The organism is Actinomycetes bacterium (assembly GCA_036510875.1).
Taxonomy (GTDB): Bacteria; Actinomycetota; Actinomycetes; order Prado026; family Prado026; genus DATCDE01.
In genome coordinates, this window is the sequence record DATCDE010000174.1 from 1 (window position 1) to 21,684 (window position 21,684).

Genomic DNA, 21,684 nt, shown 5'->3' on the forward strand with positions numbered 1-21,684 from the left:
CAGCTCGTAGAGCGCCGCGGCCTCGATGTCGTCGCGCCGGTCCGGGTCCTGGACGCCGTCGGCGGTCGGGATCGCCCAGCCGTTTTCGCCATCGTACATCTCGTCCCACCACCCGTCCCGGATGGACAGGTTGAGGCAGCCGTTCAGCGCGGCCTTCATCCCCGAGGTCCCGCACGCCTCCAGCGGGCGCAGCGGGTTGTTCAGCCATACGTCGCAGCCCGCGTACAGGTAGCGGGCCATGGCCATGTCGTAGTCGGGAAGGAAGACGAGCCGGTGCCGCACGTCCGGCCGGTCGGAGAAGGCGACCAGCTGCTGGATCAGCCGCTTGCCGCCGTCGTCGGCCGGGTGCGACTTGCCGGCCACGATGATCTGCACCGGCCGGTCGGGGTCGAGCAGCAGCGAGCGCAGCCGCTCCTCGTCCTGCAGCATCAGGGTCAGCCGCTTGTACGACGGCACCCGGCGGGCGAACCCGATGGTCAGCACGTCAGGGTTGAGCACGTCGTCGACCCACTTAAGCTCGGCCAGGCTCGCCCCGCGCTGCACCCACGAGGCCCGCAGCCGCCGGCGCGCTTCGTCGACCAGCTGCGCCCGCAGCACCGAGCGGGTCTGCCAGATCTCGGTGTCCCCGATGTGCTCGATGGCCTCCCAGCCGCGGGCCTCCTCGACCAGCTCGGCGCCCACGGCGCGCCGGGCCAGGTCCATGACCTCCCTGGCCACCCAGGTGGGGGCGTGCACCCCGTTGGTCACCGACGTGATCGGCACCTCGTCGGAGTCGAAGCTCGGCCACAGCCCGTGGAACATCTCCCGGCTGACCTCGCCGTGCAGCTGGGCCACCCCGTTGGCCCGCTGGCCCAGCCGCAGTCCCATCACGGCCATGTTGAAGACGTTGGGGTCGCCGCCCTCGTACGTCTCGGCGCCCAGCGCCAGGATCCGGTCGAGCGGGACGCCGGGCGAAGCGTTGTCACCGCCGAAGTGCTGCTCGATGAGCGTGCGCGGGAACCGGTCGATCCCGGCGGGCACCGGGGTGTGGGTGGTGAACAGGGTGCCGGCCCGCACCTCCTCGAGGGCCGCGTCGAAGCTGAGCCCGGCGCTCTCCGTCAGCTCCCGGATCCGTTCCAGCCCGAGGAAGCCCGCGTGCCCCTCGTTGGTGTGGAATACCTCGGGCGCCGCCGCCCCGGTCAGCGCGCAGTGGGCCCGGATCGCCCGGACTCCCCCGATGCCGAGCAGCATCTCCTGCTCGAGGCGGTGCTCGGTGCCGCCGCCGTACAGCCGGTCGGTGACCGACCGCTCGGCCGGCGCGTTCTCCTCGATGTCGGAGTCCAGCAGCAGCAGCGGGACCCGGCCCACCTGCGCCTTCCAGATCTGGGCGACCAGCCGGCGCTGCCCCGGCAGGTTCACCGTGACCAGCACCGCCCGGTCCGCGGCGTCCCTGAGCAGGGTGATCGGCAGGCCGTTGGGGTCGAGGACGGGGTAGGTCTCCAGCTGCCAGCCCTCCGGTGACAGCGACTGCCGGAAGTACCCGCTGCGGTAGAGCAGGCCAACCCCGAGCACCGGGACGCCCAGGTCGCTGGCCGCCTTCAGGTGGTCGCCCGCGAGGATGCCCAGACCGCCGGAGTACTGCGGCAGCACCGCGGTGATGCCGTACTCCGGCGAGAAGTAGCCGATCGCGGCCGGCGGCGGGCTGCTGTGGTGCTGCTCCAGGCTCTGGTACCACAGCGGCTCGCGGAGGTAGCGGCGCAGGTCGGCGTGCTCCGCGTGCAGCCGCTCCAGGAAGCCGTCGTCGTTGGCCAGCTCGGTGAACCGCTCGAGCGGGACCGCTCCCAGCAGCCGGGTCGGGTCGTGCTCGACGTCGTCCCAGACCTGCTGGTCGATGGACGCGAACAGGTCCGTGGTCGGCGGGTGCCAGGACCAGCGCAGGTTCATGACCAACTCCTCCAGGGGCGCGAGCGCCTCGGGGAGCACAGTGCGGACGATGAAGCGACGGATGGCACGCATGGGGGTAGAACCTACCGAACGTCGGGGGGTGCCCAGGGGCGGGTTGCCGGATTCTTGCTCGGCCTGGAAGCATCTTGCATGGTCCCGGCGACGCGCCGGGCAGGAACGGGAGAAGGACGGATGCAGGGGGTTCCGCAGGTGCCGCAAGCCGATCCCCCACGCCCGGCCGTCCGGCTACCGTGATCGACACCCGGCGTGGAGGCGGGCCCAAACCGGGACGACGCCCGCCCGCCCAGCAGGAAGGTGGCACCGGACCAGTGGCGCCTCGGACCGGACGCATCCCCATCGTCGATGTGCAGCCCGTCGTCGACTGCGGTCGTTTCCCCGCCAAGGCGGTGCCCGGCGAGGAGTTCACGGTGAGCGCCACCGTGTTCCGCGAGGGGCACGACGCGGTCAACGCCAACGTGGTGCTGCGCGGCCCCAGGGGCGTCCCCGACGTCGGCTGGGTGCCGATGGTCCCCGGCACCCCGGGCACCAACCGCTGGTCCGCCCCGGTGGCCCCGACCGCCGAGGGCGACTGGACGTTCCATGTGGAGGCGTGGGGCGACCCGATGGCCACCTGGCGGCACGCCGCGGAGATCAAGATCCCGGAGCACCAGGACGTCGAGCTCACCTTGGAGGACGGCGCACGGCTGTTCGAGCGAGCCGCCAAGAACGTCCCCAAGGGCGCCGTCCGCACCCTGCTGCAGGACGTCGTGACGGCTCTGCGGGACGCCGAGCGCCCACCCGGGGTCCGGCTGGCCGCCGCGACCGCGCCCGAGGTGCTCGCCGCACTGCACCGGCACCCGTTGCGGGACCTGGTGACCCGCTCGGACCGCTTCCCGCTTCGGGTGGACCGGGAGCGGGCGCTCGTCGGCTCCTGGTACGAGTTCTTCCCACGCTCGGAGGGCGCGGTCGTCGACCCCGAGGGCGGCCCGCCGCTGCGCAGCGGCACGTTCCGCACCGCCATGGAGCGGCTGCCCGCGATCGCTTCCATGGGCTTCGACGTCGTCTACCTGCCGCCGATCCACCCGATCGGCCGCTCGTTCCGCAAGGGTCCGAACAACACCCTGTCCGCGGACAGCCACGACGTCGGGGTGCCCTGGGCGATCGGCTCGGCCGAGGGCGGCCACGACGCGATCCACCCCGACCTCGGCACGCTCGAGGACTTCGACGACTTCGTGGCCCGCGCCCGCGAGCTGGGCCTGGAGGTCGCCCTCGACTTCGCGCTGCAGTGCTCGCCCGAGCATCCCTGGGTGACCCGGCACCCCGAGTGGTTCAGCATCCGCTCCGACGGCAGCATCGCCTACGCCGAGAACCCGCCGAAGAAGTACCAGGACATCTACCCGCTCAGCTTCGACCACGACTACGACGGCCTGTACGCCGAGGTGCTGCGGGTGCTGCGGCACTGGATGAGCCACGGGGTGCGCATCTTCCGGGTGGACAACCCGCACACCAAGCCGGTCCCGTTCTGGGAGCAGCTGCTCGGCGAGGTCCGCGGCACCGACCCGGACGTGCTGTTCCTAGCCGAGGCGTTCACCCTGCCGCCGATGATGCGGATGCTCGCGAAGGTCGGCTTCCACCAGTCGTACACGTACTTCACCTGGCGCACCGCGCGCTGGGAGCTCGCGGGGTACCTCACCGAGCTGGCCACCGAGACCGCGGCCTACTTCCGGCCCAACCTCTTCGTCAACACCCCCGACATCCTGCACGCGTACCTGCAGTACGGCGGGCCGGCCGCCTTCAGGATCCGGGCCGTGCTGGCCGCGACCATGTCCCCGACCTGGGGGGTGTACTCCGGCTACGAGCTGTTCGAGCACGTCGCGCTGCGGCCCGGCAGCGAGGAGTACCTCGACTCGGAGAAGTACCAGCTGCACCCCCGCGACTGGGCGGCCGCAGAGGCCGGCGGTCACAGCCTGGCCCCGTACCTGACCCGGCTCAACGAGATCCGCCGCCGGCACCCGGCGCTGCAGCGGCTGCGCAACGCGACCCTGCACCACGTCGACGACGAGTCGGTGATCGCCTACAGCAAGCGGGTGTCCACCGACCACGGCGACGACACGGTCATCGTGGTGGTCAACCTCGACCCGCACGGCGCGCGCGAGTCCACCATCCACCTGGACATGGAGGCCCTGGGCATGGGCTGGCACGAGTCGTTCGCCGTCCACGACCTGCTCAGCGGGGAGACCTGGCTGTGGGGGCAGCACAACTACGTGCGGCTCGACCCGTTCGTCGAGCCCGCGCACATCCTCGTCATCCGCCGGTCGGCGTCGTGAGCCTCGCACCCGGGACCCCGGTCCCCGACGCCTTCGACGAACGGAACCCGCGCGACCCCGCGTGGTTCAAGCGGGCGGTCTTCTACGAGGTGCTGGTCCGGTCGTTCTTCGACTCCACCGGGGACGGCGTGGGCGACCTGGCCGGGCTCACCGAGAAGCTGGACTATCTGCAGTGGCTGGGGGTGGACTGCCTGTGGCTGCCACCGTTCTACCCGTCCCCGCTGCGCGACGGCGGCTACGACGTGGCCGACTACACCGACGTGCACCCCGACCTGGGCACGCTGGGCGACTTCGTGCAGTTCGTGGACGAGGCGCACCAGCGCGGCCTGCGCGTGATCACCGACTTCGTCATGAACCACACCTCGGACCAGCACCACTGGTTCCAGGCCAGCCGCACCGACCCGGACGGGCCCTACGGGGACTTCTACGTGTGGGCCGACACCGACGCGGGGTACCCCGACGCGCGCATCATCTTCGTCGACACCGAGACGTCGAACTGGACGTTCGACCCGGTCCGCAAGCAGTACTTCTGGCACCGCTTCTTCAGCCATCAGCCGGACCTCAACTTCGACAACCCCCGGGTGCAGGACGCGATCCTCGAGGCGCTGCGGTTCTGGCTGGACCTCGGAATCGACGGGCTCCGGCTGGACGCCGTCCCGTACCTGTTCGAGGAGGAGGGCAGCAACTGCGAGAACCTGCCGCGGACCCACGAGTTCCTGCGCCGGGTGCGCACCGAGGTGGACCGGCTGTACCCGGATCGGGTGCTGCTGGCCGAGGCCAACCAGTGGCCGGCCGACGTCGTCGACTACCTCGGCGACCCCGAGGTCGGGGGCGACGAGTGCCACATGGCGTTCCACTTCCCGGTCATGCCGCGGCTGTTCATGGCGGTGCGGCGCGAGTCGCGCTACCCGATCTCGGAGATCCTGGCCGAGACCCCGCCGATCCCCAGCAGCTGCCAGTGGGGCATCTTCCTGCGCAACCACGACGAGCTGACCCTCGAGATGGTCACCGACGAAGAGCGCGACTACATGTGGAGCGAGTACGCCAAGGACCCCCGGATGCGCGCGAACATCGGGATCCGGCGGCGGCTGGCGACCTTGCTGGAGAACGACCGAGACCAGATCGAGCTGTTCACCGCGCTGCTGCTGTCGCTGCCCGGCTCCCCGGTCCTGTACTACGGGGACGAGATCGGGATGGGCGACAACATCTGGCTGGGTGACCGGGACGGCGTGCGCACGCCGATGCAGTGGACGCCGGACCGCAACGCCGGCTTCTCCACCTGCGACCCCGGCCGGATGATGCTGCCCGTCGTCGCCGACGCCGTCTACGGCTACCAGGTGACGAACGTCGAGGCTCAGCTGCGCAACACGTCGTCCCTGCTGCACTGGACCCGGCGGCTCATCGAGGTGCGCAAGCAGAACCCGGCGTTCGGGCTCGGCGGGTTCCACGACCTCGGCGGCAACAACCCGAGCGTGTTCAGCCTCGTCCGCGAGTTCGGCGACGACCGGGTGCTGTGCGTGAACAACCTGTCGCGCTCCGCCCAGGCCGTCGAGCTGGACCTGCGGGCCTACGAGGGGGTCTCCCCGGTGGAGATGCTCGGCGGTGCGCACTTCCCCCGGATCGGCGAGCTGCCCTACCTGCTCACCCTGGGCGGGCACGGCTTCTACTGGTTCCGCCTCCCCCGTCCCGAGCAGGCGACGTGAACGAGCCGACCTGGAGGACGATGACGTGACCCTGCCCGATGGCCTCACACAGTTCCTGGACCGACAGCGCTGGTTCGCCGAGAAGGGCCGCGAGTACCACGTGCTCGGGCTGCGCTCCCTGGGGCGGGTCCACGACGCGCCACCGGTGGACATCGTCCTGCTGGACGTCGAGGCGGACGGCCGCCGGTCGGTCTACCAGCTGGTGCTCGAGCGCCGCGACAACGCCGAGGAGCGGCTCGAGCACGCGTTCGTGGGACGGGACGGGCAGGGGTACGTCTACGACGCGCTGCACGACCGGGAGGTCACCGGCAGCCTGCTCGAGCTGATCGGGGCCGAGGCCACCCGCGACCAGCTGCGGTTCCACCGGATCGGCGGGCAGCCGGTACCGCCGAGCGGACCGAGCCTGGTGATGACCGCGGAGCAGTCCAACACCTCCCTGCTGTTCGGCGACTCCCTGATCATGAAGATCTACCGGCAGGTCGCGCCGGGGGTGAATCCGGACGTCGAGGTGCACGCCGGCCTGGCCGCGGTGGGCTGCACGGTCATCGCGACCCCGCTTGGCTACGTGGACAGCCCCGAGGGGACCCTCGCGTTCCTCCAGGAGTACCTGGCGGACGGCGCCGACGGCTGGGAGATCGCCAAGGCCAGCGTGCGCGACCTGTTCGTCGAGGCCGACCTCCATCCCGGCGAGTGCGGCGGGGACTTCGCGAGCGACGCCGAGCGGCTGGGGGCCACCACCGAGCAGATGCACGCCGCGCTGACCGAGGCGTTCCCCACCGGCTCGCTGACCCCGGCCGACCTGGCCGGGCGGGCCGCCCGGATGAGCGAGCGGCTCGCGGACGCCGTCGCCCAGGTCCCTGACCTGGCCCCGTTCGAGCCGGGTCTGCGTCGCCACTTCGACGCGCTGGCGGCGCTCGGCCAGGAGGTGCCGTCCCAGCGGGTGCACGGTGACTTCCACCTGGGGCAGACCCTGCGTATCACGTCCGGGTGGAAGGTGCTGGACTTCGAGGGCGAGCCGCAGACGCCGTCGGCCGAGCGCCGCGCGCTGGACACCCCGCTGCGCGACGTCGCCGGCATGCTCCGCTCGATCGACTACGCCGCCCGGCAGGTGCTACTCGACCACCCGGACGACCAGCAGCTGGCCTACCGGGCCGCCGAGTGGGCGGAGCACAATCGGGCCGCCTTCCTGCGGGGGTACGGGTACCTGCCGGAGGATGGCAGGGACGCGGTGCTGCTGCGGGCCCTGGAGACGGAGAAGGCGGTGTACGAGGTGGTCTACGAGTCCCGGATGCGACCGACTTGGCTGGCGATCCCGCTGGCCGCGATCGAGAGGCTGGCCGGATGACGACCAGCCAACCTCCGGCCGGCCGGCGGCCTGTCCCGGTGCCCACCGGCGAGCTCGACCGCCTCATCGGCGGCGCCCACCACGACCCGCACGGCATGCTGGGCCCGCACCTCGGACCGGACGGGGTGACCGTGCGGGTGCTGCGGCCGTGGGCCGAGTCGGTGGAGGTGCGGGTTGGCGACCAGACGTACCCGCTCGAGCACGAGCACGAGGGGGTGTGGGTCGCCCTGCTCCCGCTGACCCAGGTGCCGGACTACCGAGTGGTGGTCGACTACGGCGACGGCCCGACCACGTCGGACGACCCGTACCGGTTCCTGCCCACCCTGGGGGAGCTCGACCTGCACCTGATCTCCGAGGGCCGACACGAGCGGCTGTGGGAGGTCCTCGGGTCGCACGTGCGCACCTACGGCGAGGGCGCCGACGCCGTCACGGGTACGTCGTTCGCCGTGTGGGCGCCCAACGCCCGGGGCGTGCGCGCCGTGGGTGACTTCAACCACTGGGACGGCCGAGGCTTCCCGCTGCGCTCACTCGGCTCGAGCGGCGTGTGGGAGCTGTTCGTCCCCGGTGTGGGCGAGGGCACCCGGTACAAGTACGAGGTGCTGGGCCGGGACAGCGTGTGGCGGCAGAAGGCGGACCCGATGGCCAGGGCGACCGAGTGCCCCCCGGCCACGGCCTCGGTGGTCGAGCGGTCCAGCTACGAGTGGCAGGACACGGCCTGGCTCGAGCGCCGGGCCGCCAGCGCCCCGCACCGCGACCCGGTGAGCATCTACGAGGTCCACCTCGGCTCGTGGCGGCAGGGGCTGGGCTACCGCCAGCTGGCCGAGGAGCTGGTCGAGTACGTCACCGAGCTCGGCTTCACCCACGTGGAGCTGCTGCCCGTGGCCGAGCACCCGTTCGGCGGGTCGTGGGGCTACCAGGTCACCTCCTACTACGCCCCCACCTCGCGGTTCGGCTCGCCCGACGACTTCCGCTACCTGGTCGACCGGCTGCACGAGGCCGGGATCGGCATCATCGTCGACTGGGTCCCCGCGCACTTCCCGCGGGACGCGTGGGCCCTGGCCCGCTTCGACGGGACGCCGCTGTACGAGCACGCCGACCCGCGCAAGGGCGAGCAGCCGGACTGGGGCACGCTCGTGTTCGACTTCGGCCGCCGCGAGGTGCGCAACTTCCTGGTGGCCAACGCCGTCTTCTGGCTCGAGGAGTACCACATCGACGGCCTGCGGGTCGACGCGGTGGCCTCGATGCTCTACCTAGACTACTCGCGCAAGGACGGGGAGTGGCTGCCCAACATCTACGGCGGCCGGGAGAACCTCGACGCGGTGGCCTTCCTGCAGGAGACCAACGCCACGGTGTACCGCCGGGTGCCCGGTGCCATGATGATCGCCGAGGAGTCCACCGCCTGGCCTGGCGTCACGCGGCCGACCCACCTCGGCGGCCTCGGCTTCGGCTTCAAGTGGAACATGGGCTGGATGCACGACTCGCTGGACTACCTGGGCCGCGAGCCGGTCCATCGGCAGTACCACCACAACCAGATGACGTTCTCGATGATGTACGCCTGGACCGAGAACTTCGTGCTGCCCATCTCGCACGACGAGGTGGTCCACGGCAAGGGCTCGCTGCTGCGCAAGGTCCCCGGTGACCGCTGGCAGCAGCTGGCCACGGTCCGGGCCTACCTGGCGTACATGTGGGCGCACCCCGGCAAGCAGCTGTTGTTCATGGGCGCCGAGATCGGCCAGGAGTCAGAGTGGTCGGAGTCCCGGTCCCTGGACTGGTGGCTGCTCGACCACCCCGACCACCGCGGCGTCCAGAAGCTGGTCGCCGACCTCAACCGGGTCTACCAGGAGACGCCGGCGCTGTGGCGGCTAGACGTCGACCCGACCGGGTTCGAGTGGATCGACGCGAACGACGCCAGCGGCAACGTGTTCTCGTTCCTGCGCAAGGGGGACGACGGCTCGGTGCTGGCCTGCGTGTCGAACTTCTCCTCGGTGCCGCACGAGTCCTACCGGCTCGGCCTGCCGTCCACGGGTCGCTGGGACGAGGTGCTCAACACCGACGCCACGGACTACGCCGGCAGCGGCGTCGGCAACCTGGGCCAGGTGTGGGCGGGCGACGACCCGTGGCACGGCCGTCCGGCGTCCGCGACGGTCCGGGTACCACCGCTCGGCACGGTCTGGCTGCGCCGCGCGGACTGACCCGTCGCCCGGCTAGAACAGCGCGCTGGCCAGCCCGGTGCGCCCCTTGGCCACTCGCGGGTCGTCCGGCCCGATGACGTCGAACAGCGCGATCAGGTGCGCCCTGGCCCGGTCCCGGTCGTCGCCGGACGAGCGCCGGACCAGGTCGATCAGCCGGTCGAAGGCGTCGCTGACGTTGCCGCCCACCACGTCCAGGTCGGCGGCCAGGCACTGGGCGTCCACGTCGTCGGGCCGTTCCGCCGCCGCCTGCCGGGCGGCGGCCACGTCGGTGGTCTGCGTCCGTCGGATCAGCTCCACCTGGGCCAGCCCGAGGCGGGCCTCCTCGTTGCCGGGTGACCCGGCGAGCACCGTCCGGTAGGCCTCGGCGGCGGCGTCCAGGTCGCCGCGCTCGAGCGCGTCGAGGGCCTGCTCCACCCCCGGGTCGAGCGGCTGCTGCGCGGCCATGTCCTCCCCCGCGGCCAGCGCCAGCACCTGGTCGATGAACTCGCGCACCTGCGGCTCGGGCAGCGCGCCGCTGAACCCGGGCACCAGCTGGCCCTGCCACACCACGTGGACTGTGGGGATGCTCTGCACCTGGAAGGCCGCGGCGACCCGCTGGTTGGCGTCGACGTCGATCTTCGCCAGCGTCCAGGCGCCATCCGCCTCGGCGGCCAGCCGCTCGAGGATCGGGCTGAGCTGCTTGCACGGCCCGCACCACTCGGCCCAGAAGTCGACGACCACCGGGACGGTCATGGACCGGTCGATGATCTCGGCCTGGAAGGTGGCCTCGGTCACGTCGACGTGGGACGGTGCCACGGTGGGGGCATCCGGGCCGGCTGCGGCGGCAGCCGCCCTGGCCTCCTCGGCGCGGGCGCGGGCCGCGTTCTGCGCGGCGAGGGCCCCGAGGTCGACGGCCCCGGGCAGGTTGAAGCTCGGTGTGGACATGCGCCCCATCCTCCCCGAAATCACCGGGTGCGCCCAACCGGTGCGGCCGGGCGGGTCAGAAGCGGGCCGGCTCCCGGTACGGGCCGAACACGTCACCCAGCGCCGCGCAGATCTCGCCGAGGCTCGCCTCCGCGCGGGCCGCGACGAGTATCGGCTCGACCAGGTTCGCGGTGCCCCTCGCGACCGCCTCCAGCTCGACCAGCGCTGCGCGGACGGCCGCCTCGTCACGCACCTGGCGGCGGCCGGCCAGCTCGGCGACCTGGTCCCGCTCGACCTCGTGGCTGATCCGGAGGATCTCCAGCGGCTCCTCGATAGACTGGGTGTGCACGTTCACGCCCACGACCGACTTGTCGCCCTTCTCCAGCGAGCGCTGGTAGGTAAAGGCGGCGTCGGCGGTCTCCGAGGTGAACCAGCCGTCCTCGATGCCGCGCAGGATGCCCGAGGTCATCCCGTTGTGGGTCGTGCCGTCGCCCATCTGCTTGATCTTGGCGAAGATCGCCTCGGCCTCGGCCTCGATCCGGTCGGTCAGCTCCTCGAGGTACCAGGACCCGCCCAGCGGGTCGGCCACGTTGGCCACCCCGGTCTCCTCGAGGATCACCTGCTGGGTGCGCAGCGCGATCTCCGCGGCCTTGGCGCTGGGCAGCGCGAGCACCTCGTCCAGGGCGTTGGTGTGCAGCGAGTTCGTTCCGCCCAGTACGGCGGCCAGCGCCTCGATCGCTGTGCGCACCACGTTGTTGTCCGGCTGCTGGGCGGTCAGCGACACCCCGGCCGTCTGGGTGTGGAACCGCAGCCACTGGGCCTTCTCGGTCGTCGCGCCGTACACGTCGCGCATCCAGCGGGCCCAGATCCGGCGGGCGGCCCGGAACTTCGCGATCTCCTCGAAGAAGTCGATGTGTGCGTCGAAGAAGAACGACAGCCCGGGCGCGAACACGTCGATGTCCAGCCCGCGGGCCAGCCCGAGCTCCACGTAGCCGAACCCGTCGGCCAGGGTGAACGCGAGCTCCTGCGCGGCCGTCGACCCGGCCTCGCGGATGTGGTACCCGGACACCGACAGCGGCTTGTAGGCGGGCACCCGGTCGGCGCACCACTCCATCAGGTCGCCGATCAGCCGCAGGTGCGGCTCAGGCGGGAACAGCCACTCCTTCTGCGCGATGTACTCCTTGAAGATGTCGGTCTGCAGGGTGCCGTTGAGCACCGACGGATCCACGCCCTGGCGCTCGGCGGCAACCACGTACATGCAGAACACCGGGACGGCGGGGCCGCTGATCGTCATGGACGTCGTCACCTCGCCGAGCGGGATGCCGTCGAAGAGCACCTCCAGGTCGGCGACCGAGTCGATCGCCACGCCGCAGTGGCCGACCTCGCCCAGGCTGCGCGGGTCGTCGGAGTCGCGGCCCATGAGCGTGGGCATGTCGAAGGCCACGCTGAGCCCGCCGCCACCGGCGTCGAGGATCATCCGGTAGCGCTCGTTGGTCTGCTGGGCGTTGCCGAACCCGGCGAACTGGCGGATGGTCCACGGCCGGCCGCGGTACCCCGTGGAGTGCAGCCCACGGGTGAACGGGTACTCCCCCGGCCAGCCGATCCGCTCGAACCCGGGCACGACGACACGAGGCGGCGGTCCATAGACCGGGTCCACCTCGACACCCGAGAGCGTGGTGAAGTCAGCGTCGCGCACCTGCCCGCGGGACAGCGCCGCGTCGTAGCGCTCCTGCCACCGTTGCCGGCCGGCGTCGATGTCCTTCGCCTCCACCGGGGCCTCCTCGAGAGTGACGGCGGTGACGGCGTGGGCCACCGGATCCGGCGAGCCGTCACCGCCGAGCCTAGCCGACCGTTCCGGACCCCTCGGTCAGCCGCCGGACGGGAGTGCGGGCACCGCCAGCCGGCCGTCGACGAGGTGCACCTCGGCGTCGCAGCGGGCGGCGACCTCGGGGTCGTGGGTGGCCAGCACGACGATTCCACCGGCGTCCGCGCGGGCCCGCAGCACGGCCAGCGCGACCTCCGCGGTGTCCGAGTCCAGCTCGGCGGTCGGCTCGTCGGCGACGAGCACGTGCGGGTCCACCACGAGGGCCCTGGCCAGCGCCACCCGCTGTCGCTGCCCGCCGGAGAGCACCTCCACGAGCTGCTCGTGGCCCTCCGCCAGGCCGGCCTCGACGAGCGCCACAGCTGCCCGCTCCCGCACCTCGCCCCGCGGCCGCCCCGCGAGCTGGAGCGGCAGCTCCACGTTCTCCGCGGCCCAGCACGGCCAGCAGCCCGTAGCCCTGGAGCATGGTCACGACCCGCAGCGGCTCCGTGGTCGACGGCAAGGTCGCCCGGCCGCCGTCCGGCGGGATGATCCCGGCCAGCACCGCGAGCAGGGTCGACTTCCCGGAGCCGGACGGGCCGGTCACCGCGAGCAGCTGGCCCGGGAGCGCCTCGAGGGAGACGTCGTCGAGCACCAGCCGGCCGTCACGGCGCACGGTCACGGCCTCGGCGTGCATCCGGCCGCTCAGGTCGGTCATGGGGTCCTCCGACGCAGCCGCAGGTCGGCGCCGTCCTGGTCGATCCGCACGAGCGTCCCCGGCGGCCAGTCGGCCAGGACGTGGTCGGGGAGGTGGACCGTGCCGTCCTTGCCGACCACCGCGAACTGCTCGCCGAGCCGGCCCTCCTGGCCGAACCGCATCGAGACCGTCCGGTCCAGCCGCGCGCCGACGTCCGGGTCGTGGGTCACCACGACCACCGTCGTCCCGAAGTGGGCGTTGACCTGCTCGAGCAGGTCCAGCACGGCATCCCGCGCCTCGTGGTCCAGCTGGGACGTCGGCTCGTCCGCGAGCAGCAGCCCCGGGCCGTTGGCCACTGCCACCGCCAGGGCCACCCGCTGCTGCTCCCCGCCGGACAACCCGCTCAGCGCGTGCGCGGCGACCGACGACAGACCGAGGGTGTCCAGCAGCTCCGCCGGCCGCATGCCCTGCCGGCGGGCAGCGCGGCCGGACGAGCGCTGGGCGAACCGCACGTGGTCCAGCGGGGAGGCGTCGGCGAGCAGGTTGCGCGCGGCACCCTGAAGGACGATGCCGACCCGGTCGGCGCGCAGCCGGAGCAGGCCGGCCTGCCCGAGCCGGCTGATCTCCTCGGCACCCACGAAGACCCGGCCCGCGGACGGCGGGAGCAGCCCGCCCATGAGCGCCAACAGCGTGGACTTGCCGGAGCCGGACGGTCCGAGCAGGGCCAGCCGCTCGCCGGCCGCGACGTCCAGGTCGACACCGTGCACGGCCACCACCTCGGTGCCGCCGGCACGGTAGATGTGGACCAGCTCCTCGCGGCGCACGGACAGCCCGCGCGGCGGGGCAGCGACGGTCACGGTCAAGCCTGCACCTCCCGCAGCCGGTCGGGCACCGCCAGGTGGACGGCGCGCCGGGCCGCGACGTGGGCCAGCACCGCGAGCACGCCGATCGTGACGGCGAGGAGCACGGCCAGGGCACCCCAGGCCGGCGCAGCTCATGGGTGGGCCGTCCCCGGATCCGCTGAGCTGGTCCAGGGCGGGCAGCCAGACCGTGGCCGCGACCGCCGGAGCCGCCGCGCCGAGCCAGACCTGCTCCTCCACCGGGGTCATGGTGGGGCCCCGCTCGGCGAGGGCGTACCGGAGGTCGGCCATCGCCCCCGCGCGGCCCAGTCGAGGGAGCGGGCCCTGGGCCACCGGCTGCCAGCGATCTGTGTCCCCGCTGACCCCGACCCCGAGCCGGGCCCCGGACGAGTCGCCGGCGGTGACCTGTGGGGTCCGGTCGCCGAGCACGACCGGCAGCACCGCCGGGTGGTCCGCCACCGCTGCCGCGGCGTCCAGCGTGACGTCCAGCGTCAGGGCCACGCTGAGGCCGGCACCGCTGGTCGTCACCGTGGTCCCGGTGGCGGGGGGGGTCCCGGTGCTGTCCCACACGCCGCTGCGCCACTGGACGCCCTGGCCGGTCAGGTCCACCGGGCCGCGCGCGTCCTCGGCCTGCGAGAGGGTGACCGGCCCATCCACCGGCTACCCGGCCAGCCCCCCGACGGGGGCCGCAACGTCCCGGCCAGGTGGTCGAAGCTGGTCCCGGCCCAGGCCGGGTCCCAGGCCGTGACCGCGGCCAGCCGCGCCGTGCCGACGGCCAGCAGCCCGCCGCCCTGGGCCAAGGTGCGCAGCGCAGCCATCGCCCAGTGCCCGTCCGGGTCGACCGAGTCCACCGCGGCGCGCAACGCGTCGGGCGACGACCCCGACACGGTGAGCACCGCGCTGGCCCCGACCTGCACGTCGGCGTTCGCGGTGCGGTGCTGGGCCGCCAGCACCCAGCCGTCCACCGTGAACACCGCGAGCCCGGCGGCGACAGCGACCAGCACGACCAGCTGCAGGCTCTTGGGACGCCGGGCGATGTTGCGCGCCGTCAGGAACGAGGGGAGGCCGGACGACGCCCGGGTGGTGCCCTCCCTCCCTCGCGCGCGCGAGGGAGGGCTCCACCCGCACCGACAGCAGCCCCAGCGCCAGCGCGAGCAGCCCGGGGGCGAGGACGGCGGCGAAGTCGGAGCTGCCCTGCCGCAGCTCGTAGAGCCCCGCCGCCGCGAGCGCGACCGCCGCGGCGTCCACCGCCACGGAGCGGGCCAGCCGGGCCCGCCGGCCGCTGGTCCGGCGCAGCTCCTCGAGCACCGGGGCCCGCAGGATGCCGCGGGCGGCCAGAGCAGCGGCCGACCGCCCGCCGAGGAAGGACACTCCGAGGGCCAGCCACACCCCCGGAGTCATCGTCACGGCGACGCCTGGCAGCAGGTAGGCGGACACCAGGGCCGCAGCGGCCAGTCAGCCCACGACCAGCCCCAGCGGGATGGCCGCCAGCAGGAGCAGCACGGACTCACCCATCCCGAAGAGCATGGTGGCCGAGGCCCGCATGCCCCGCAGCTTGGCCAGCGCGACCTCTCCCGAGCGCTCGTCCGCGGTAGCCGACACGATGAGGAACAGCACCGCCCAGGCCAGCAGCACGAGCTGGGCGGTCACCGCGAACGCCGCCGTCCGGACCTGGAACCGATCCGGCGCCAGCTGATCCACGGCGTCCGCGAGCGTGCTCACACGCGACAAGTGGACGGTTCGCTGCGGGTCGGAGGTCGCGGCTGCCTCGCCGACCGACGCGACGACACCGGGCAGCGCATCCACGGTGAGCCGGTCGGGCAGCAGCGGCCGCAGCGCGGCCACCTGGACCTGTCCCTGCGAACCGAGGATCTCGTCCTGCGGCACCAGGATCTCGTCCAGCCGGTCCGGATCCCCCTCGCGAACACCGGGGGACGCCTGGGCCGGGGTCGACGGACCCCACACCGACGGTTTCGCCGTCGCGGCGTCGTACACCCCCACGACCCGTACCAGGTTGCCGTCCGGGCGGTAGATGCCCAGGTCGAGCTGGGAGCCGACCTCGAGGTGGGCGCTCTGGGCCAGCCCGGCCGAGACCATGGCCTGCTTGCCGCTCTGCGGACACTGACCTCCCAGGACGACCCTGCCGCCCTCGCACATGCCGTCGTGCCAGCCCACCGCCGCGACCCCGAGCAGGTGGCCGCCCGACGTGACCTGGCCGTCGGTCACGCCGACCCCGAGCCTCGGCCGGCCCTACCGGGGGCCGAGCCGGGGGTCGAGGGCCGCGGCCTGGGCCGCCTGCATCACCTCGGTCGGAGTGAACGGGGTCTGTCCGGCCACCTGGCCGCGGACCAGGTAGCCCGTCGTCACCGGGCTCAGCGCGCCGAGCCGGTCCCGGATGAGCGACTCCTCGGCGCTGTGGGCGTACATCGGGGCCGCGACAGCGGCCGCGGTGGCGACGACGGCGACGAAGAGGACGGCGAGGGACGCCCAGGCCCGCCAGCGGATCCCGCGGAGGATCAGGGCCACCGCGTGCACGGGCCGGTCCTCCTCCGAGCTGGTTGCCAGGGCAGGGGCGATCCTGGCACAGGGGTCAGCTCGGCTGGTCGACCAACCCGGCCACGAGAGTGTCGGCCGCCGAGAACGCGTCCAGCGCACCGGCCACCACCTGGGCGGCCAGCTCCTGCAGGTGCTGGCCGTCGCTGAGGCTGCCCATCCGCTGCCTCAGGTCGGCGACGGCGATGGCCTCGATCTCCTCGGCGGCCCGGCGCAGCCGGCGGCCGTGCAGGTGCCCGGAGGCGCGCAGCCACTCCAGGTGCCGGTCGAGGGCGTCCAGGAGTTCGGGCAGACCCTCGCCGCGGGAGGCGACGGTCTTCACGATCGGCGGCTTCCAGGCGTCGACCGGCTGCTTCTCCCCGAGGCTGAGCATCGAACGCAGCTCGCGCACCGTGTTGTCCGCGCCGTCGCGATCGGCCTTGTTCACCACGTACACGTCGCCGATCTCCAGGATGCCGGCCTTCGCCGCCTGGATGCCGTCGCCCATGCCGGGTGCCAGCAGCACCACGGTGGTGTCGGCCAGGCCGGCCACCTCGACCTCGGACTGCCCCACCCCGACCGTCTCGACCAGGATGACGTCGCAGCCGGCGGAGTCGAGCACCCGGAGCGCCTGCGGGGTCGTCCAGGCCAGCCCGCCCAGGTGTCCGCGGGAGGCCATCGAGCGGATGAAGACCTCCGGGTCGGTGGCGTGCTCCTGCATCCGCACCCGGTCGCCGAGCAGGGCCCCGCCGGAGAACGGTGAGGACGGGTCGACCGCGAGCACGCCGACCCGTAGGCCGCGGGCCCGGAACCCGCCCACGAGGGCGGACGTGGACGTCGACTTGCCCACGCCGGGCGAGCCGGTGAGCCCGATGACGTGCGCCTGCCCGGTGTGCGGCGCGAGCAGCGCCATCACCTCACGCAGGTGCGGCGAGGCGTCCTCGACCAGCGAGATCAGCCGGGCGACGGCCCGTGCGTCAGCTGCACGCGCCCGTGCGACCAGGTCGGGGACGTCGACGGCGCGGGCCACCGGCCGGGTCAGGCCTTCGGCACGCGGATCACCAGGGCGTCGCCCTGGCCGCCGCCGCCGCACAGTGCGGCCGCACCGGTGCCGCCACCGCGGCGCTTGAGCTCGTGCGCCAGGTGCAGCACCAGCCGGGCGCCGGACATCCCGATCGGGTGCCCCACGGCGATCGCGCCGCCGTTGACGTTGACCTTCTCCTGGTCCAGCCCGAGGGAGCGCTGGGAGACCAGGCCGACCGCGGCGAAGGCCTCGTTGATCTCGACGACGTCGAGGTCGGCGACGCCGATGCCCTCCTTGGCCAGCGCGGCCTTGATGGCGTTGGCCGGCTGCTCCTGCAGCGAGGCGTCCGGGCCGGCGACCACGCCGTGCGCACCGATCTCGGCCAGCCAGGTCAGCCCGAGCTCCTCGGCCTTGGCCTTGCTCATGACCACGACGGCGGCGGCGCCGTCGGAGATCTGCGACGACGAGCCCGCCGTGATGGTGCCGTCCTTGGCGAACGCGGGCCGCAGCCGGGACAGGCTCTCCGTCGTCGTGTCGGCCCGGATCCCCTCGTCCTCCTTGAACAGCAGCGGCTCCCCCTTGCGCTGCGGGATCTCCACCGGGACCACCTCGTCGTCGTACAGGCCGTTCTTCCACGCCTCGGCGGCCCGCTGGTGCGACCGGGCGGAGAACGCGTCCTGGTCCTCGCGGGTGAGGCCGTAGCGCTCGTTGTAGCGCTCGGTGGCCACGCCCATGGCCACCTGGTCGAAGGCGCAGAACAGCCCGTCGTACGCCATCGAGTCGACCAGCGCGGTGTCGCCGTACTTGAACCCCTCGCGGGACTTCGGCAGCAGGTGCGGCGCGTTGGTCATCGACTCCATGCCACCGGCCACGACGATCTCGAACTCGCCGGCGCGGATCAGCTGGTCGGCCAGGGCGATCGCATCCAGGCCGGACAGGCACACCTTGTTGATGGTCAGCGCGGGGACGGTCATCGGGATACCGGCCTTGACCGCGGCCTGGCGGGCGGGGATCTGCCCGGCACCGGCCTGCAGCACCTGCCCCATGATCACGTAGTCCACCTGGTCGGGCGCCACCCCGGCCTTGGCCAGCGCCCCTTTGATGGCCACGCCGCCGAGGTCGGTGGCGGAGAAGTCCTTGAGCGAGCCGAGCAGCCGACCCATCGGCGTGCGGGCTCCTGCGACGATGACGGATCCGGCCATGGAAGGCACCCTCCTGACGCTGCGCATGCGGTCGATGCCACGATACCGAGCAGGGCAGGGAGTGCGGGCGGGAGGAGTCGGCCATGACCGAGCAGCTGTTCACCCGGATCGACCACGTAGGGGTCGCCGTCGCCGACCTCGACGAGGCGATCGCCTTCTACGAGCGGGTCTACGGCATGCGCTGCACGCACGTGGAGACCAACGAGGAGCAGGGCGTCCGCGAGGCCATGATGGCGGTCGGCGACTCCGGCTCCTCGATCCAGCTGCTCGCGCCGCTGTCCCCGGACTCCACGATCGGCAAGTTTCTGGACCGCAGCGGGCCCGGGATCCAGCAGATGGCCTACACGGTCGAGGACATCGCGGCGGTGTCCGCCCACCTACGCGCGGAGGGCCTGCGGCTGCTGTACGACCAGCCCCGTCGCGGCACGGCCGGGTCCAAGGTCAACTTCATCCACCCCAGGGACGCCGGCGGCGTCCTCGTCGAGCTCGTCGAACCCGCCAGGAGTTGACCAGGTAAGGGTGTGGTCCGAGCCGGATCGGGAGCCCGCCGGGCGGGACGGATCCGGAGATCGCTAGGGTTGTAGGGGACGACGCGTGCAGCGGCTGGACGGCAGCTGAACCTCAGTGGAGGCCGAGATGCAGCAGATCCTGGAAGCGATCCTCGCGGACGAGCCGGCGGAGACCTTCGCGAACCTCCCAGTCCCCGAGTCCTACACCGGCGTGACGGTCCACAAGGACGAGGTCGGCATGTTCGAGGGGCTGCTCTCGAAGGAGAAGGACCCGCGCCGGTCCCTCCACGTCGAGCAGGTCCCCACCCCCGAGCTCGGTCCCGGCGAGGCCCTGGTCGCAGTGATGGCCAGCTCGATCAACTACAACACCGTGTGGTCGTCGATCTTCGAGCCGGTGTCCACGTTCGGGTTCCTCGAGCGGTACGGCCGGGTCTCCCCGCTGTCCAAGCGGCACGACCTGCCCTACCACGTCATCGGCTCGGACCTGTCGGGCGTGGTGCTGCGGACCGGCCCTGGCGTCCACGTGTGGAAGCCCGGTGACGAGGTCGTGGCGCACTGCCTGTCCGTCGAGCTGGAGAGCCCGCTGGGGCACAACGACACGATGCTCGACCCCGAGCAGCGGATCTGGGGCTTCGAGACGAACTTCGGTGGCCTCGCGCAGATCGCCCTGGTCAAGGCCAACCAGTTGCTCACCAAGCCCAAGCACCTGACCTGGGAGGAGGCTGCGGTCCCCGGCCTGGTCAACTCCACGGCCTACCGGCAGCTGGTGTCGCGCAACGGTGCCGGCATGAAGCAAGGCGACATCGTCCTGGTCTGGGGGGCCTCCGGCGGGCTGGGCTCCTACGCGACCCAGATCGCGCTCAACGGCGGGGCCATCCCGGTGTGCATGGTCTCCAGCCCGGAGAAGGCCGACCTGTGCCGGGCCATGGGCGCCGAGCTGATCATCGACCGCAGCGCCGAGGACTACAAGTTCTGGAAGGACGAGCACACCCAGGACCCGAAGGAGTGGCAGCGCCTCGGCAAGAAGATCCGTGAGCTCACCGGGGGGGACGACGTCGACATCGTCTTCGAGCACCCCGGCCGGGAGACCTTCGGCGCCTCGGTCTACGTCGCGCGCAAGGGCGGCACGATCGTCACCTGCGCCTCCACCTCGGGCTACCTGCACGAGTACGACAACCGCTACCTGTGGATGAACCTCAAGCGCATCGTCGGCTCGCACTTCGCGAACTACCGCGAGGCCTGGGAGGCGAACCGGCTGATCCAGCGGGGCAAGATCCACCCGACGCTGTCCAAGACGTTCCCGCTCGCCGAGACCGGGCAGGCCGCGTACGAGGTCCACCGCAACCTGCACCAGGGCAAGATCGGCGTGCTCTGCCTGGCCCCGGAGGAGGGGCTCGGGGTCCGCGACGAGGTGCTGCGCGCGCGGCACCTGTCGCAGATCAACCGGTTCCGGGGCACCTGACCGGACCGACCGGACGCCGGTTCACAGCCCGGACAGCCACCCCGAGACGGCGAAGGCGAACGCCTCGGGGGTTTCCACTGGGCTCAGGTGACCGGACCCCGGCAGCACCGCGAGCTGCCCGCCCGGCAGCACCTCGGCCATGGCCTGTGCGGCGTCCACGCTGGTGATCCGGTCCTCCTCGCCCACGATGACCAGCCCGGGGACGCGGGCACCGCGCAGGGTCTCGAACGAGTCCGGGCGGCCGGCCATCGCCCGCTGCCCGAAGGCCACGGACTCGGGAGCGGCCGCCGCGACCCAGCCGCGGACCCGCTCGACCACGTCCGGACGAGAGTGCTCGGTGGTGTCGCCGAGCAGCCGGGGAAACACCTCGGACAGGACCACCTCCACCGAGCCGTCCTCGAGCACGGTCCGGGCGATCCGCTCCCGGTTCTGCCGCGCCGGCTCGGCGTCAGCGGCGGCCGCGGTGTCGATGAGCACCACGCCGGCCACCCGGTCCGGGTGCCTGCGCAGCAGGGCCATCGTCACGTAGCCGCCCATCGACGTCCCGCCGACCACCGCCCGGTCCACGCCACGGTCGTCGAGCAGCCGGACGACGTCGTCGGCGTAGACGGCCAGCGACGGCGCGGCAGCACCAAGGGGGGCACCCCCGAAGCCGCGCAGGTCAGGGGTCACCAGGGCGCAGCCGTGGCCGAGCATCGGCCGGGCGGCGTCGTACATGGCCGACCACAGCGGGAAGGCGGGCAGCAGGACCAGAGTCGGGGTCACACGCCGAACCTAGCCGAGCATCCCGGTCAGGGCTCGGTGCACATCCCCGAGGCCTCTCCCGCCACCGCCCGGTGCAGCGGCCGACCATCCGCAGCGATGCGCTGCCCGAGGAGCCGCACCCAGCACCGGCGACCCCCGTCGAACAGCTCGGCGGCCGCCCGGACCACGAGCAGCCCGCCGGCCCGACCTGCGTCGTCCGCCACGAGCCACTCGACGACGAGCACCAACCGGCCGGGTCCCGCGCTCTGCCACGCGCCCCGACCCGGATCGCCGACTCGACCCGCGACCGCAGCGGTCAGACCGCCGCCCGCATCCAGCTGAACGACGACATTGACCTGCTCGGGGCTCACGTCCTGAGCGGCTCCGAGTCGGCGCACGGTGAGCCGCCACTCGCCCTGCGCGGGGACGGGCTGCGTCATCCACCCACCGTCCCGCGACC

Annotated in this window: 18 protein-coding genes; 6 read left to right on the forward strand and 12 right to left on the reverse strand. The window is 72.6% G+C overall.

Annotated elements, in window-relative coordinates:
• Positions 1-1,995 (reverse strand): alpha-glucan family phosphorylase (gene glgP / locus VIM19_10030; GenBank protein ID HEY5185219.1); only part of this gene is annotated, 1,995 nt, incomplete at its 3' end.
• A 257-nt stretch (positions 1,996-2,252) separates the two neighbouring features.
• Between glgP and VIM19_10035 the strand changes: the two genes are divergently transcribed.
• From VIM19_10035 to glgB, 4 genes are read left to right on the forward strand one after another with little or no spacing between them, the layout of a single operon-like run.
• Positions 2,253-4,250, forward strand: a complete 1,998-nt coding sequence (locus tag VIM19_10035; protein ID HEY5185220.1) for an alpha-1,4-glucan--maltose-1-phosphate maltosyltransferase — start codon at positions 2,253-2,255, stop codon at positions 4,248-4,250.
• Positions 4,247-5,953: a maltose alpha-D-glucosyltransferase gene (treS, locus tag VIM19_10040; protein HEY5185221.1), complete on the forward strand. Its 1,707-nt coding sequence runs from the start codon at positions 4,247-4,249 to the stop codon at positions 5,951-5,953. Before VIM19_10035 ends, treS begins: the two co-directional genes overlap by 4 nt.
• 25 nt (positions 5,954-5,978) lie before the next feature.
• Positions 5,979-7,298 (forward strand): aminoglycoside phosphotransferase, encoded by a 1,320-nt coding sequence (locus VIM19_10045; protein HEY5185222.1) that lies wholly within the window; start codon positions 5,979-5,981, stop codon positions 7,296-7,298.
• Complete coding sequence (gene glgB, locus VIM19_10050) at positions 7,295-9,490, forward strand: 1,4-alpha-glucan branching protein GlgB (GenBank protein HEY5185223.1); 2,196 nt, start codon at positions 7,295-7,297, stop codon at positions 9,488-9,490. Before VIM19_10045 ends, glgB begins: the two co-directional genes overlap by 4 nt.
• Positions 9,491-9,502: 12 nt before the next feature.
• Here glgB and VIM19_10055 read toward each other — a convergent pair whose 3' ends face one another.
• From VIM19_10055 to VIM19_10095, 9 genes are all read right to left on the reverse strand, one after another.
• Positions 9,503-10,414 (reverse strand): tetratricopeptide repeat protein, encoded by a 912-nt coding sequence (locus VIM19_10055; protein HEY5185224.1) that lies wholly within the window; start codon positions 10,412-10,414, stop codon positions 9,503-9,505.
• Positions 10,415-10,469: 55 nt separating this feature from the next.
• On the reverse strand, positions 10,470-12,164 hold the full coding sequence (locus tag VIM19_10060) for a methylmalonyl-CoA mutase family protein (protein HEY5185225.1): 1,695 nt from the start codon (positions 12,162-12,164) through the stop codon (positions 10,470-10,472).
• A 96-nt stretch (positions 12,165-12,260) separates the two neighbouring features.
• Complete coding sequence (locus tag VIM19_10065) at positions 12,261-12,635, reverse strand: ATP-binding cassette domain-containing protein (GenBank protein HEY5185226.1); 375 nt, start codon at positions 12,633-12,635, stop codon at positions 12,261-12,263.
• A gap of 273 nt (positions 12,636-12,908) precedes the next feature.
• Complete coding sequence (locus VIM19_10070; GenBank protein ID HEY5185227.1) at positions 12,909-14,408, reverse strand: ABC transporter ATP-binding protein; 1,500 nt, start codon at positions 14,406-14,408, stop codon at positions 12,909-12,911.
• Positions 14,351-14,755 carry a hypothetical protein gene (locus VIM19_10075; GenBank protein HEY5185228.1) on the reverse strand — a complete coding sequence of 135 codons (405 nt, stop codon included), beginning with the start codon at positions 14,753-14,755 and terminating at the stop codon, positions 14,351-14,353. Before VIM19_10075 ends, VIM19_10070 begins: the two co-directional genes overlap by 58 nt.
• Before the next feature lie 451 nt (positions 14,756-15,206).
• Entirely contained in the window at positions 15,207-15,977 is a 771-nt protein-coding gene (locus tag VIM19_10080) for a hypothetical protein (GenBank protein HEY5185229.1), read from the reverse strand.
• 24 nt (positions 15,978-16,001) lie between these two features.
• The gene (locus VIM19_10085; GenBank protein ID HEY5185230.1) at positions 16,002-16,286 is read right to left on the reverse strand and encodes a hypothetical protein; all 285 of its coding nucleotides are present in this window, start codon (positions 16,284-16,286) and stop codon (positions 16,002-16,004) included.
• 55 nt (positions 16,287-16,341) lie between these two features.
• Entirely contained in the window at positions 16,342-17,313 is a 972-nt protein-coding gene (gene meaB, locus VIM19_10090; protein ID HEY5185231.1) for a methylmalonyl Co-A mutase-associated GTPase MeaB, read from the reverse strand.
• An 8-nt stretch (positions 17,314-17,321) separates the two neighbouring features.
• Positions 17,322-18,509: an acetyl-CoA C-acetyltransferase gene (locus tag VIM19_10095; protein ID HEY5185232.1), complete on the reverse strand. Its 1,188-nt coding sequence runs from the start codon at positions 18,507-18,509 to the stop codon at positions 17,322-17,324.
• Positions 18,510-18,592: 83 nt separating this feature from the next.
• Between VIM19_10095 and mce the strand changes: the two genes are divergently transcribed.
• Both mce and ccrA read left to right on the forward strand, forming a co-directional pair.
• Positions 18,593-19,018, forward strand: coding sequence for a methylmalonyl-CoA epimerase (gene mce / locus VIM19_10100; protein HEY5185233.1), 426 nt, complete (start codon positions 18,593-18,595; stop codon positions 19,016-19,018).
• Positions 19,019-19,145: 127 nt separating this feature from the next.
• Positions 19,146-20,480 (forward strand): crotonyl-CoA carboxylase/reductase, encoded by a 1,335-nt coding sequence (ccrA, locus tag VIM19_10105; GenBank protein HEY5185234.1) that lies wholly within the window; start codon positions 19,146-19,148, stop codon positions 20,478-20,480.
• Positions 20,481-20,501: 21 nt separating this feature from the next.
• Here the strand turns inward: ccrA and VIM19_10110 are convergent, their stop codons facing one another.
• The gene (locus tag VIM19_10110) at positions 20,502-21,245 is read right to left on the reverse strand and encodes an alpha/beta hydrolase (GenBank protein ID HEY5185235.1); all 744 of its coding nucleotides are present in this window, start codon (positions 21,243-21,245) and stop codon (positions 20,502-20,504) included.
• Between the two features lie 26 nt (positions 21,246-21,271).
• The gene (locus VIM19_10115) at positions 21,272-21,664 is read right to left on the reverse strand and encodes a hypothetical protein (GenBank protein ID HEY5185236.1); all 393 of its coding nucleotides are present in this window, start codon (positions 21,662-21,664) and stop codon (positions 21,272-21,274) included.
• Positions 21,665-21,684: the final 20 nt, after the last annotated feature.